Source organism: Marinobacter lutaoensis, assembly GCF_001981305.1.
GTDB classification, from domain to species: Bacteria; Pseudomonadota; Gammaproteobacteria; order Pseudomonadales; family Oleiphilaceae; genus Marinobacter; species Marinobacter lutaoensis.
This window is the reverse complement of record NZ_MSCW01000007.1, coordinates 390,938-403,315: the sequence shown is the minus strand read 5'-3', so window position 1 is coordinate 403,315 and position 12,378 is coordinate 390,938. Positions and strand designations below refer to the sequence as shown.

The following is a 12,378-nucleotide window of genomic DNA, read 5'->3' as shown; positions in this document are numbered from 1 at the left end:
GCACCAACCCCGTGGCCTCTTTGATTTCAGGGGCAGCCCCACGGGTCCTTCCTGGCCGGCCGCGCAGTGCGGGGCGCAAGGCCGCCGGATTTCGCTAGCGGCAGACCCGAAAACCGGGTTCGCAGGTTCGCAGTGCGCACCCACTCCATCCAAGGTCAAGCATGCAAACAGTCAGCGTCGAGTCGGTGGAGCATTGGCCGCTCCAGCGCCTGATCCCCTATGCACGCAACGCGCGCACCCACGACGACGGGCAGGTGTCCCAGATCGCGGGCTCCATTGCGGAGTTCGGGTTCGTCAATCCGATCCTGGTGGGTGATGACAACGTCATCATCGCCGGTCACGGCCGCTTGATGGCGGCGCAGCAGCTGGGCCTCGAAACGGTGCCGGTCATCGTTCTGCGCCATCTCACCGAAGCTCAGCGCCGGGCGCTGGTGATCGCCGACAACAAGATCGCAGAGAACGCTGGCTGGAACGAGGAACTGCTCAAACTCGAACTCGGTGATCTGCAGGATCTGGGGTTCGACCTGGACGTCATCGGGTTCTCCGATGAGGAGCTGGACGAACTGTTGGGGCTGGAAGATGAGTCCGGCCATACGGACGACGACGCGGTGCCCGAAGTCGAGGAGGAACCGGTCAGCAAGACCGGCGACCTCTGGCTGTTGGGTGAGCACCGCCTGCTCTGCGGAGACGCTACCCGGCGCGAGGAACTCGAGACCCTGATGGCGGGCGATCTGGCCGACATGGCCTTCACCGATCCGCCCTACAACGTCGATTACGGCAACAGTGCCAAAGACAAGCTGCGGGGCAAGGACCGCCGCATCCTGAACGACAACCTGGGCGCGGACTTCCATGCCTTCCTCGAGGCGGCCCTCGGCAATCTGCTGGCGGTCACCAAGGGCGCCTGCTACGTGGCCATGTCATCCAGCGAGCTGGATACCCTGCAGCGCGCCTTCCGCGAGGCCGGCGGCAAATGGTCCACCTTCATCATCTGGGCCAAAAACACCTTTACCCTAGGACGCTCGGACTATCAGCGTCAGTACGAGCCCATCCTCTACGGCTGGCGGGAAGGCGCCGATCACTATTGGTGCGGCGCGCGCGACCAGGGCGACGTCTGGTTCTTCAACAAGCCGGTCAAGAACGACCTGCATCCGACCATGAAGCCGGTGGAGCTGGTGGAGCGGGCGATCCGCAACTCCAGCAAGAGCCGGGACATCGTGCTGGACCTGTTCGGCGGCTCGGGCAGTACCTTGATCGCCTGCGAGAAGACCGGCCGGCGCGCCCGCGTGATGGAACTCGATCCCAAATATGTGGATGTGATCATCCGCCGGTGGCAGGAATACACCGGGGAACAGGCGCGCCGCGCAGAAGACGGGGCCACGTTCGATGAACTGGCCATTGAGGAGCCATCAATGGATGACGCAATCTGAGGACTGGACGAGCCGGTCAGGGGGAGATAGAGGCGCCCGAAAATCATGATTTCTTGGCACTCGATGGGCCGCCTTTGGTCATGGCTTGGCGCTCAAATTCGACCAGCTCCGGAACCGTGTTTTCGTGAGCTTCAATGAGATCGCAGAGTTCGCGGATTCTCGTTTCATGTCGGACCGTCCTCTTGTAGCAGCTACTCAATTTCGGCGAGCGCTGCATGGTATTCCGATTCGGTAAGGTTGGGCTTCGGGCTCATGGATTCTCTTTCAGGTTCTGTAGGTAGTCCACCAGCAAGTGGACTTCAGTCGAGGGGTTTGGTTCACCTGTTGCTTCAGCATCTCGGAGAGCTCTTTCGGCATGCTGCTTTGCTTCCTCGATACGAGGGAGAAGCTCCTGAAACGCGCCGCGCATGCCCTTTGTATAGTCAGGGAAATTTTGCCGCAGAGCCGATCCGCAGTTTTGGGCGGCTGTTCTGCCTTGAGTCGGCATAAAGGGATTTCGCTGGTAGCCAAAGTGGAGTAACAGCCAATATTCAAAACAAGGCCATGATCGAGCGCTTTCAAAGCGATTTACCTGAACCTGATGGCAGGCGGCGTTAAAATTGGTGTGCTCATCGCGATCGAAAACGCAATAGATGCGGTCGAACTTTTCGCCCTGCTTCTTCTCTTCATTTTGAAGTCGCTTGGCATACCGAACGACGGAAACCGGATCCGAGCCAGTGGCCGGGGTGACCGCAATATTGGCTGTACTCAGGCCGTAATGATTTCTCAGGTCCTCAAAGTAGGCCGGCTCGGTTTTCTCACCTTCGCAAACGATGAGCACGCGATCATAGGGTTCACGTTTAGGCGCCTTGCGCTTGAGTTGACTGGACTGTCTCGGTCGGCGTCGAGCCATGCTTAACCCCCAAAATTTTGCGTGATGGCTCGCAAGAATGGCAGGGCGCCGTAACGACCTGACAGATAAGCCCTCTCCAGGTTTTCCACACCTTTTCTTGGGCTGAACTCCGTGAGTGGGTATAGCTTGGTATCCTGGGTCTTGGCCCTGTCGCAGAACCAGATCTGATCACGACGGAAAACGTCTTGGCTTAGGATGGACGTCTCGTGTGTGGAAAAGATCAATTGCGCGAAATTACTGTTCGTGTCGCTGTTGTGAAACAGTTCGACAAGAAACTTCACCAGCAATGGATGAAGATTGTCATGTAGCTCGTCAATAAAGAGCACATGGCCTTTTTCCAACGAATCCAACCAAGGGCCGGCAAAACTGAACATTTTGCGGGTGCCATCGGACTCTTCGTCAAGATCGAGTTCCACCATATCGCCGGTGTCGGACTTGTGAGAGGTGATCAGGCGGAGTCTTTTCTTGTCTTTGAGTTCGTACTCTAGGAACTTTTTCACATGACTCGGAAGATTGGGCGGGAAGGTGTCTGAAGAAAAATCTTCTTCAGCGACCCTCACGTCCGATATGGCAAAGTCCGCGGCTTTGAGGAAGTCGAGTACCTTTTCCTTGCGGTCGTCTTTGCACCATTGCATGGAAAAATGTGGCGACCAGCCACCCACGCCGGCAATGCGCAGCCTATTGGCAAACCAGTTGAAAACCGGTTGAAGCTGCTGGCTGTTTAACTGGATTGCCGTTGACAAGAACAACGCATTGGGTCGGGTGGCGCGTCTCCAGACATCCTTATCACCGGTGAGTTTGTCGCCAAAATTGTATTCATATTCACCGGTTTCCAGGTTTAGGCTGCGCTCAAACCAGGTTTGGGTGCGGCCCTTAGGGAAGGCAAACAGCCATTCGTCATGAACGGCCTCAGACGTAGCCGAGAAACCGTACTGATAGCGCACGCCCTCGGACAAAATAATCACCTCGAAGGCGGATGGTTTGTCGAGGGTTGGCCGACTCAGCCTGAAGGGGACGACGGGCAAATCTTCCAGCTGCTGACTGGAGGTCATGACGATCCGCTGCATGGTGGCCAATGCCTTGATGATGTTCGATTTGCCTCCGGCGTTGGGGCCGTACAAGGCCGCTGACCTGAGCAGGGGGATACTTTTGACCCCTTTGGGCATTTGAGGCTCAGTCACATTGGTGTCATAGAGCTCCTTGCCTGCCCCTGCCACCAGGCTGAGGCGAACCTCATCCTTGATGGATCTGAAGTTCTCTGTGGAAAACTCTATAAGCATGTTTGGTACCGATTAAGTGGCTGAAAATGGCAATATCATGCAAAAATAGCATTTTAATCCTAATTTGTCACGATTTTATCCGATAACGCCGCGGCTGCCCCTCGTCCTTGTGGGAGGTGATCGTGAGACCAAGGCGCTTCCTCAGGGTGTTGGAGAACACGCCCCGGACCGTATGCTTCTGCCAGCCCGTTTCTGCGCAGATCTCTTCAATGCTGGCCCCTTTCGACCGTTGCAGCATCCCGATCAGACGGGCCTGCTTGGTGCCCTGTCGAGGTGTTTTGGCGGCCGGAGGCGGCGTCATGCCGATGGCGGCAAAGCCCGCTTCACTGATGCGGTGACCTCCGTCGCGCTCGTCTATGAGGCCGCGGCTCAGCAGCCCCAGGATCACCCGGGGGCGGAGCCCGGCATTGATCGTGGCGGGCAGCGGCTCGATGTCGCCGCCCGGGCGAGTCGCCGCGGCTTTGAGGATGGTTTCTTGGGTGGGGGTCAGTTTGCTCATGTCGTTCTCCTTATTCGGCATGTTCGCCTTCTTTGAAGGCGGCGTCGGAAATCTGCTTGAGTGATTCGGCGTAGTGGGCGAGATCGCCCACATGTCCCCAGGTCACCTCGTCCGGCGAGACGCCGAAATGCTCCTCGCTGAGGGACTGAAGCCGGGCCAGCATGGCGTCGATCTCGGCTTTCCTGGCGATGAAGGCGTCGAGGGCGGTGGTTTTCCTGCTCATGGTGGCCCTCCTCAGGCGATGTCGATGCGGATGCCGTTGGCGAGGGTCAGCCCGGTGCAGCCGGGTTCCCGCTCGATATGGGCGATGGCCTTGAGCAGGGTCGGGCTCTGGATCAGCGCCTTGGTGGTGGTCATGGGGCGCTCGCCGGGGAAGGTGATGGTGTAGCGGGTGGCTGGTTGGGGCGTGTTCATCGTCCGGTCTCCGTTGGTGTTCGATCGTGGGGACATGAACGCTTCCTTCGCCCGGCTTATCAACTACTTTCAGCTTAAGAACACTCTGAAAACAACGGATTAAGTGATGGGTGTGTCATTGCGTGCCTATGCGCGCCACCGCGGAGTCTCCGATACGGCGGTGCGCAAGGCGATCAAGGCCGGGCGTATCACACCAGAGCCTGACGGCACCATCGACGTGGCCCGGGCCGATGCCGAATGGGGGCGCAACACCGACCGGGCGCAGCAGCGCAAACCCCAGCAGAAGGCGGTGCCTAAAGCGGCGCTGGATGCGGTCTCCGAGACGCTGCAGGAAAGCGGTACCTCGACCGGTGGCACCACCTATATGCAGGCGCGGACCGCCAACGAGGTCCTCAAGGCCCAGACCAGCCGCCTGAAGCTGCAGCAGATGAAGCGGGAACTGGTGGATAGGTCCAAGGCGCTCGCCCACGTGTTCCGGCTGGCCCGTGCAGAGCGGGATGCCTGGCTGAGCTGGCCGGCCCGGGTGTCGGCCCAGATGGCCGCCGAGCTGGACGTCGAGCCGCATAAGATGCATGTCACCCTGGAAGCCTATGTCAGACAGCACTTATCGGAGCTCGCCGACATCCAGCCCAAGGTCGAGTGACGAACAGAGACGTTCTAATGCCGCGACGGTAGGGATGCCGAGGAGCGGTGAGACGGATTACTATGAGGGTGCCTTAGACATCGAGGGGGCCTGGCGGGAAGGGCTCAAGCCGGATCCGATGCTGAACGTGTCGGAATGGGCGGATCGTTTCCGCCGCCTGTCGCCCAAGTCGGCGGCCGAACCCGGCCGCTGGCGCACCAAGCGCACGCCCTACCTGCGCGAGATCATGGACTGCCTGTCGGTCTCGTCCCCGGTGCAGCGGGTGGTGTTCATGAAAGGCGCTCAGGTGGGCGGTACCGAAGCCGGCAACAACTGGATCGGCTATGTCATCCACATGGCGCCGGGGCCGATGATGGCCGTGTCGCCCACTGTGGAGATGGCCAAGCGGAACTCGCGCCAGCGCATCGACCCGCAACTGGAGGACGTGCCGGAGCTGCGGGAACGGGTGGCGCCGGCGCGCAGCCGGGATGCCGGCAACACCATCCTGTCCAAGGAGTTTCCCGGCGGTGTGCTGGTGATGACCGGTGCCAACAGCGCCGTGGGACTGCGCTCCATGCCCGCCCGCTATCTGTTCATGGACGAGATCGACGGCTACCCCGGCGACGTGGAGGGCGAAGGTGATCCGATCCTGCTGGCGGAGCGGCGCTCGGCCACGTTCGCCCGCCGCCGCAAGGTGTTGCTGGTGAGCACGCCCACCATCAAAGGCACCTCGCGCATCCAGCGCGAGTTCGAGGCTTCGGATCAGCGCTATTTCTTCGTGCCGTGCCCCCACTGCGGCCATGAGCAGCCGCTGCGCTTCAGTCAGCTGCGCTGGCCGGAGGGGGAGCCCGATGCTGCACGCTATTGCTGCGAGGCCTGCGAGCGGCTGATCGACGAGCACCATAAGACCCGCATGCTCGAACGGGGGCAGTGGCGGGCGACGGCCGAGGGGGATGGCCGTACTCAGGGCTACCATCTGTCCTCCCTCTACAGCCCCGTGGGCTGGTTCTCCTGGGGGGAGGCAGCGCGCATGTTCGAGGCCGCGCAGCAGAACTCCGACCTGATGAAAGGCTTCGTCAATACCGTCTTGGGCGAGCCCTACGAGGAGGAGTTCGAGGCGCCGGATTGGGAGCGGCTCTACGAGCGGCGCGAAACCTATCCGGTCGGCATCGTCCCGGCGGGCGGTCTGTTTCTCACCGCCGGCGTCGATGTGCAGCGGGATCGCCTCGAGTGCGAGGTGGTGGCCTGGGGCCGCAACAAGGAATCCTGGTCCGTCGACTACCGGGTGCTGGACGGCGATACCGCCCAGCCCGAGGTCTGGAAAAAACTCGACCGACTGCTCGGCCGCGACTGGCCCCACGCTTGCGGCACCACCCTGCCGATCCGCGTCATGTGCGTGGACTCGGGCTACGCCACCCAGGAAGTCTACGGCTGGGTTCGCCAGTATCCGCAGGCGGTCTGGGGCGGCGCCGGCGCACGGGCCTCGCAACCGCGCACCGTAGTGGCCGTCAAAGGGCGCGATACCGAGACCGCACTCATCCTCAGCGTCTCCAAGGCCGATACCGGCGGCAAGCGGCGGGGGCTTCGGGTATGGAATGTCAGCGGTCCCGTGGCCAAGGTCGAACTTTATCGCTGGTTGAAGCTGCCGCGACCGACGGATGAAGCGCTGGCGGGCGGCGAGCCCTACCCACCCGGGAGCTGCCATTTCCCGCAATACGGCGAGGAATACTTCAAGCAGCTCACTGCGGAAAAGCGGGTCATCCGGCTGCACAAGGGCTTTCCCAAGGCGACCTGGGAGAAGGACCCCGCGCGCAACAACGAGGCGCTGGACTGCCGGGTGTACGCCCGCGCGGCGGCCAGCATCTACGGGCTCGACCGCTTCAAGGAGATCCACTGGAAGCGGCTCGAACAGGCGCTTGGCGTCGATGCCCGGCCCGTGGCGGAAGCCGAGCTGGTTCGGCCGGCCGTGCCGCCGGCGGCCCCCGTCAAAGCGCTGCGGCCACTGCCGCAACGGGCGACTGTGACGGCCGACGATCCCTACCTCTGAGGATTCGCCATGACCGAGACGACCACTCTGCGCCAGCGGCTGCTGGAGGCGGAGGGTGCCCTCCATCGCCTGATGATCGGCGAGCGGGAGGTCACGGTGTCGGTGGGCGGCTATGGCGCCACCACCTACGCCCAGACCGACCGGGGCGCCCTCGAAGCCTATATCGCCCGGCTCAAAGCCGAGATCGCCACGCGCGAGGGCAAGCCGCGCCGAGGCCCGCTGCTCATGAAATTCTGAACCCGAGGTACACAAGAGGTGAGCCCTATTCAGTCCAGCACTGCAGTGCGGCCGCAAATACTGGGGCCGGATGGCAGGCCGCTCCCGCCATCCATGGCTCCCGCGGCATTAGCACGTCCCTGTGCGTCACCCATGGCTCAGGACACCGCCCATCGCGCCGCCTCGCTGACGGCCCGGGAACTGGCCAGCTGGTTGCCGCCCGTGGGCTCGCCGGACGCGGACCTCATCGGCGAGTTGCCGACCCTGGTCGCCCGCTCGCGGGACCTGGTGCGCAACCACGGCGTCGCCGCCGGCGCCATCCAGACGTTGGTGGACAACGTGGTCGGCGGCGGGCTGCGGCTCTCGGCACTGCCGGACTACAAGGCCCTGGGGCGGGACAAGGATTGGGCCGATGACTGGTCGCGCCGCACCGAGGCACTGTGGCGCAGCTGGGCCGAGACCACCGAGTGCGACGCCGCCCGCAGCCTCACTTTCGCCGGGCTGACGGCGCAGGTATTCCGCTCTGGCCTGGTCAACGGTGAGGCGTTGGCACTGCCGCTGTGGCTGCCCAAGCGCCACACCCGCTTCGCCACCACGCTTCAGCTGGTCGAGCCGGACCGCCTGGCCACCCCGGCGAACCGCCTCGATGACCGCAGATTGCGCGGCGGCATCGAAACCGATGCCTACGGCGCGCCGCTGGCCTACTGGATCCGCAGGACCCATCCCGGTGACCGGCTGATGGGGACGACGGAGACCGGCGCGCAGTGGCAACGCATCCCGGTGCGCACGGCCTTCGGTCGCCTGCGGGTGATCCATGTGCACGACAAGGAACGCACCGGCCAGAGCCGTGGTAAGCCCATCCTGAGCAGCATCATGCCGCTGTTCAAGATGCTCGATCACTACGAGCGCTCGGCACTGCAGGCGGCGGTGGTCAACGCCATGATCGCCGCCTTCATCGAAACGCCCCTGGACGGGGAAGCCATCAGCGAGATGTTTGGCGGCTCCACCGAGGACTACATCGCCGCGCGCAACGAATGGCAGGTCAAGCTGCAGGGCGGCGCCGTCATCCCGGTCTTCCCGGGCGACAAGGTGGCGCCCTTCACCCCGAGCCGCCCCAACGCGGCTTATGCGAGTTTCGTCGAGAACGTCCTGCGCCACATCGGCACCGGCCTTAACCTGCCGTTCGAGCTGCTGATGAAGGACTTCTCCAAGACCAACTACGCCTCGGCCCGCGCCGCCCTGATGGAGGCCTGGCGCTTCTTCACCGGGCGCCGGCTGTGGCTGGCGACCTACTGGGCCAGGCCGGTGTACGAGCTCTGGCTGGAGGAGGCGATCAATAAGGGGCTGATCGAAGCCCCCGGCTTCTATCAGAACAAGGCGCTGTGGACACGCTGCAAATGGATCGGCCCCGGGCGCGGCTGGATCGACCCGGTCAAGGAGGCGCAGGCGTCGAAGCTGCGCATGGAGATCGGTTTGTCCACGCTCGAGGACGAGTGTGCGGCCCAGGGCCTCGACTGGGAGGAAGTCCTGGAGCAGCGCGCCCGCGAGCAGGACAAGCTGCGCGAGCTGGGCCTGGTCCTGGGAGAAGCGCCGCCGCCCACCGCCGACGAGGATGAACGAGACGATGAGATTCTGGAACCACGCCGCCGGTGAGCCCTGGGCCATCACCGAATCGGCCCTGAGCACCATCCTGACGATCGCCGCCCGTGAACACGAGCTGCCCCAGGCGCTCTCGGCACGCCGGGGCCGCAACCTGATCAATACCCAGGTCACCGAGGAGCGCGATGGCGTGGCCGTGATCCCGGTGGTGGGGCCGCTGTTCCGCTACGCCAATCTGTTCACGGCGATCAGCGGCGCCTCCAGCTACGAGATCCTCGCCAAAGACTTCACCGCGGCGCTGGACAACCCAGACATCCGCGGCATCGTGCTGGACATCGACTCCCCGGGTGGCGAGGTCAACGGCTGCGCCGAGTTCGCCAACATGATCTACGAGGCCCGCGGCATCAAGCCCATTCTCGCCTATGCCTCGGGCGACGCCGCCTCCGGCGCCTACTGGATCGCCTCCGCCTGCGACCAGATCGTGGTGTCGGAAACCTCCTCGCTCGGATCGATCGGCGTTGTGGCGGTGTACCGGGGTGGCGAGGCGGCCTCGGATCGGGTGGAGATCGTCTCCTCGCAAAGCCCGCTGAAACGGCTGGATCCCCAGTCGGACGAGGGACGGCTGCGACTGCAGGCCCGCATCGACGCCATGGCTCAGGTGTTCATCGACACCGTCGCGCGTAACCGCGGCGTCGACCCGACCAAGGTGGTGAAGGATTTCGGTGCGGGCGACGTGCTGGTGGGCCGCAAGGCGGTTCAGAACGGCCTGGCCGACCGCACCGGGTCGCTCGAGAAAACCATCGCCGACATCCCGGACAGCAAACCCGCGGGCAACCCGTCACCCGGGCCGTCCCGACAACCCCACACATCGACTTTGCAACACGAGGAAACCGTCATGGATTTGGAAACACTGCAGGCGGAGCACCCGCAGCTGGTGGCCGCGCTGATCGCCCAGGGGGTGGATCAGGGGCGCGCCCAGGAGCGCGAACGCATCGGCGCCATCGTCGGTGCCGAGTCGGCCCAGGGGCGTGAGCAACTGGCCCGGCACTTGGCCTTTGCCACCGACATGCCCGCCGAGATGGCGGTGGCCGCGCTGGAGGCGGCTCCGGTGCAGGCGGCTCAGGCCCCAGAGACACCGACCGCCACGAGCGGTTTCGAGCAGGTGATGGCCGCCATGGGCAACCCGGCGATCGAGCCGGATGGTGATGACGAAGAGGACGCGCTGGAAGACGTTGCCAAGCGCCTCGCAGCCTATCGATAGGAGGTAAGACGTGACGATTCCAGGCATTGCTGCAGGGTTCACCGATCAGGGCGCCACGCGGCCCGACAACCTGATCGCCGGCGAGTACCCCAGGGTGAGCCGGCTGGTCACTATCACCGGTGGCGTCGCCCTGCCGGTCGGCGCCGTGCTGGGGCGGATCTCGGCCAATGGCCGCTACCGCATCAGCACCCTCGAGGCCGAGGACGGCTCCCAGACGCCGGATGCGATTCTGGCGGAGGCGGTGGACACCACCGCCGGCGACCGGCAGGCCGTCGTCTATTTCACCGGTGAGTTCAACGAACTGGCCCTGTCCCTGGGCACCGGCCACACGCTGGACAGCGTCCGGGAGGCCTTCCGTGACCGCAGTCTGTTCCTGCGCAAAAACCAACCGGTGTAAGGAGCGAGCACCATGATTGATATCTTTTCGACGCACGTCCTGAACCGGACCGTGGAACACCTGGAGCGATCCGCCTCCTTCCTGCTGGACACCTTCTTCGGCTCGGTGCAGACCGAGGACTCCGAGGAGATCCACTTCGATATCGACAAGTCGCGTCCGCGCCTGGCGCCGTTCGTCTCGCCGCTGGTGGCGGGCAAGGTGGTCGACGAGGAGGGCTTCGAGACCAAGAGCTTCAAACCGGCCTACGTGAAGGACAAACGCCGCTTCGATCCCAATGCGCCCCTCAAGCGCCTGGTGGGCGAGAAGATCGGCGGCGCCCTGTCGCCCCAGTACCGGCGCGAGGCGGCGCTGAACAAGGCGCTGGTCAACCAGCTGGAAAACCTCACCCGGCGCGAGGAGGTGATGGCCAGCGAGGCGTTGCGCACTGGCAGGGTCACCGTCTCCGGCGAGAACTACCCGACCGTGGTGGTGGACTTCCAGCGCGACCCGGCCCTGACCCTGGCTCTCAGCGAGGGCAACACCTGGGACCTGCCGGCCACCAACGTGCTCGACGACATCGAGGACTGGGCGGCGCTGATCCAGAGCAAGTCCGGGGTGGCGGCCCGCACCGTGGTGATGGATCCCAAGGCCTGGCGCCTGTTCAAGAACAAGGACAAGGTGGAGCGCCTGCTGGATATCCGCCGAGGCACCGGCATTACCCTCAGCGTCGACCCCATGGTACGCGGCCAGGGCAATGAGAAGGCCCGCTACGTGGGCTCCATCGGCGACTTCGATTTCTGGGTCTACAACGACCTCTACGTGGACGATGACGGCCAGCCCCGGAACCTGCTGCCGGACTACACGGTGCTGATGGCCAGCCAGTCCATGCTGGAAGGCACCCGGTGCTACGGCGTGATCCAGGACGAGAAGGCCCGTTACAAGGCCAACCGCTACTTCGCCAAATCCTGGCTGGAGGAGGACCCGGCGGTGCGCTGGCTGCTGATGCAATCGGCGCCGTTGATCGTGCCCTACCGTCCCAATGCATCCTTCTGCGCGACCGTTCGATAGGAGGCCGGTATGCAGATCATTCCCCTCATTGCCCTGCGCGTCGGACGCGCGGAGCAGGCCGCCACGGTGCTGCCCGGCGAGCCGGTGGATGTTCCCGAGGACGAAGCCCGGCGCCTGATCGACCGTGGCTTCGCGCGACCGGGTGAGCCCGTCGCCATCGACACCGCCGAGCTGATCGATGCCATCGTGGACGCCATCGCCGATCTCGATTCCGAGTCCTTCGGCAAGGACGGCAAACCCAACGTGAAGGCCATCGAAGCGGTGCTGGGGCGGGACATCACCGCTGCCGATCGCGACCAGGCCTGGGCGACCTACCAGCGCCTCGCCGCCGACACAGCAGACGATGAATAGCCGGGCGCGTTTCGCCCGCGCCATTGACAGTCAGTTCCGGCACCTGGGCCGGGAGGCCACCTATATCCCAGCAACGCAGGCGGCGATGACCATCCGGGTGATCGCCCGGCGCCCGGAGCAGTTGTTCGAGCTGGGTGAGGGGCGAGTGCACGGCGAGGATGCCGAGCTGGAGTTCCGTGTCTCGGAAGTGCCGCAGCCCCACCGGGGCGATGAGATCCAGCTCGAGGGCCGGGTCTACCGGCTCGAAGCCGAGCCGCGGCTGGATTTGCACCAGCTGGTGTGGATCGCACCAGCCTTGCCGGTGGAACGAGAGTGACAACGGAGTG

15 protein-coding genes are annotated in these 12,378 nt (G+C 63.9%); 10 read left to right on the top strand and 5 right to left on the bottom strand.

All coding sequences use genetic code 11. The features are described from left to right. Positions 1-161: 161 nt before the first annotated feature. Positions 162-1,427, top strand: a complete 1,266-nt coding sequence (locus BTO32_RS11460; protein WP_076724765.1) for a site-specific DNA-methyltransferase — start codon at positions 162-164, stop codon at positions 1,425-1,427. A gap of 250 nt (positions 1,428-1,677) precedes the next feature. Here the strand turns inward: BTO32_RS11460 and BTO32_RS11455 are convergent, their stop codons facing one another. The 5 genes from BTO32_RS11455 to BTO32_RS11435 form a co-directional block, all read right to left on the bottom strand. Further along, positions 1,678-2,319 (bottom strand): RloB family protein, encoded by a 642-nt coding sequence (locus BTO32_RS11455; RefSeq protein ID WP_076724764.1) that lies wholly within the window; start codon positions 2,317-2,319, stop codon positions 1,678-1,680. Between the two features lie 2 nt (positions 2,320-2,321). Beyond that, complete coding sequence (locus BTO32_RS11450; RefSeq protein WP_076724763.1) at positions 2,322-3,599, bottom strand: AAA family ATPase; 1,278 nt, start codon at positions 3,597-3,599, stop codon at positions 2,322-2,324. Between the two features lie 67 nt (positions 3,600-3,666). Further along, positions 3,667-4,098, bottom strand: coding sequence for a DUF3489 domain-containing protein (locus BTO32_RS11445; protein ID WP_076724762.1), 432 nt, complete (start codon positions 4,096-4,098; stop codon positions 3,667-3,669). Between the two features lie 10 nt (positions 4,099-4,108). Then, positions 4,109-4,321 carry a hypothetical protein gene (locus tag BTO32_RS11440; RefSeq protein ID WP_076724761.1) on the bottom strand — a complete coding sequence of 71 codons (213 nt, stop codon included), beginning with the start codon at positions 4,319-4,321 and terminating at the stop codon, positions 4,109-4,111. A gap of 11 nt (positions 4,322-4,332) precedes the next feature. Further along, positions 4,333-4,548 (bottom strand): hypothetical protein, encoded by a 216-nt coding sequence (locus BTO32_RS11435; protein WP_139339060.1) that lies wholly within the window; start codon positions 4,546-4,548, stop codon positions 4,333-4,335. A gap of 70 nt (positions 4,549-4,618) precedes the next feature. Between BTO32_RS11435 and BTO32_RS11430 the strand changes: the two genes are divergently transcribed. From BTO32_RS11430 to BTO32_RS11390, 9 genes are all read left to right on the top strand, one after another. Further along, entirely contained in the window at positions 4,619-5,155 is a 537-nt protein-coding gene (locus BTO32_RS11430; protein ID WP_076724759.1) for an elements of external origin, read from the top strand. 34 nt (positions 5,156-5,189) lie between these two features. Further along, positions 5,190-7,181, top strand: coding sequence for a phage terminase large subunit family protein (locus BTO32_RS11425; RefSeq protein WP_084206837.1), 1,992 nt, complete (start codon positions 5,190-5,192; stop codon positions 7,179-7,181). 9 nt (positions 7,182-7,190) lie between these two features. Continuing rightward, on the top strand, positions 7,191-7,418 hold the full coding sequence (gpW, locus tag BTO32_RS11420; RefSeq protein WP_027853054.1) for a gpW family head-tail joining protein: 228 nt from the start codon (positions 7,191-7,193) through the stop codon (positions 7,416-7,418). A 132-nt stretch (positions 7,419-7,550) separates the two neighbouring features. Next, positions 7,551-9,050, top strand: a complete 1,500-nt coding sequence (locus BTO32_RS11415) for a phage portal protein (RefSeq protein ID WP_076724757.1) — start codon at positions 7,551-7,553, stop codon at positions 9,048-9,050. After that, the gene (locus tag BTO32_RS11410) at positions 9,022-10,257 is read left to right on the top strand and encodes a S49 family peptidase (RefSeq protein WP_076724756.1); all 1,236 of its coding nucleotides are present in this window, start codon (positions 9,022-9,024) and stop codon (positions 10,255-10,257) included. The genes BTO32_RS11415 and BTO32_RS11410 overlap by 29 nt, the downstream gene beginning before the upstream one ends. A 10-nt stretch (positions 10,258-10,267) precedes the next feature. Further along, positions 10,268-10,654, top strand: coding sequence for a head decoration protein (locus BTO32_RS11405; RefSeq protein ID WP_217697020.1), 387 nt, complete (start codon positions 10,268-10,270; stop codon positions 10,652-10,654). Between the two features lie 12 nt (positions 10,655-10,666). Continuing rightward, positions 10,667-11,701: a major capsid protein gene (locus BTO32_RS11400; protein ID WP_084206835.1), complete on the top strand. Its 1,035-nt coding sequence runs from the start codon at positions 10,667-10,669 to the stop codon at positions 11,699-11,701. Positions 11,702-11,710: 9 nt separating this feature from the next. After that, entirely contained in the window at positions 11,711-12,052 is a 342-nt protein-coding gene (locus tag BTO32_RS11395; RefSeq protein ID WP_076724755.1) for a hypothetical protein, read from the top strand. Beyond that, positions 12,045-12,368, top strand: coding sequence for a head-tail joining protein (locus BTO32_RS11390; protein WP_076724754.1), 324 nt, complete (start codon positions 12,045-12,047; stop codon positions 12,366-12,368). The genes BTO32_RS11395 and BTO32_RS11390 overlap by 8 nt, the downstream gene beginning before the upstream one ends. Positions 12,369-12,378 lie beyond the last annotated feature (10 nt).

Coding starts and splice junctions, on each gene's coding strand:
- BTO32_RS11460 (WP_076724765.1), top strand. CDS start 162: ATGCAAACAGTCAGCGTCGAGTCGGTGGAGCATTGGCCGCTCCAGCGC.
- BTO32_RS11455 (WP_076724764.1), bottom strand. CDS start 2,319: ATGGCTCGACGCCGACCGAGACAGTCCAGTCAACTCAAGCGCAAGGCG.
- BTO32_RS11450 (WP_076724763.1), bottom strand. CDS start 3,599: ATGCTTATAGAGTTTTCCACAGAGAACTTCAGATCCATCAAGGATGAG.
- BTO32_RS11445 (WP_076724762.1), bottom strand. CDS start 4,098: ATGAGCAAACTGACCCCCACCCAAGAAACCATCCTCAAAGCCGCGGCG.
- BTO32_RS11440 (WP_076724761.1), bottom strand. CDS start 4,321: ATGAGCAGGAAAACCACCGCCCTCGACGCCTTCATCGCCAGGAAAGCC.
- BTO32_RS11435 (WP_139339060.1), bottom strand. CDS start 4,548: ATGTCCCCACGATCGAACACCAACGGAGACCGGACGATGAACACGCCC.
- BTO32_RS11430 (WP_076724759.1), top strand. CDS start 4,619: ATGGGTGTGTCATTGCGTGCCTATGCGCGCCACCGCGGAGTCTCCGAT.
- BTO32_RS11425 (WP_084206837.1), top strand. CDS start 5,190: ATGCCGAGGAGCGGTGAGACGGATTACTATGAGGGTGCCTTAGACATC.
- gpW (WP_027853054.1), top strand. CDS start 7,191: ATGACCGAGACGACCACTCTGCGCCAGCGGCTGCTGGAGGCGGAGGGT.
- BTO32_RS11415 (WP_076724757.1), top strand. CDS start 7,551: ATGGCTCAGGACACCGCCCATCGCGCCGCCTCGCTGACGGCCCGGGAA.
- BTO32_RS11410 (WP_076724756.1), top strand. CDS start 9,022: ATGAGATTCTGGAACCACGCCGCCGGTGAGCCCTGGGCCATCACCGAA.
- BTO32_RS11400 (WP_084206835.1), top strand. CDS start 10,667: ATGATTGATATCTTTTCGACGCACGTCCTGAACCGGACCGTGGAACAC.
- BTO32_RS11395 (WP_076724755.1), top strand. CDS start 11,711: ATGCAGATCATTCCCCTCATTGCCCTGCGCGTCGGACGCGCGGAGCAG.
- BTO32_RS11390 (WP_076724754.1), top strand. CDS start 12,045: ATGAATAGCCGGGCGCGTTTCGCCCGCGCCATTGACAGTCAGTTCCGG.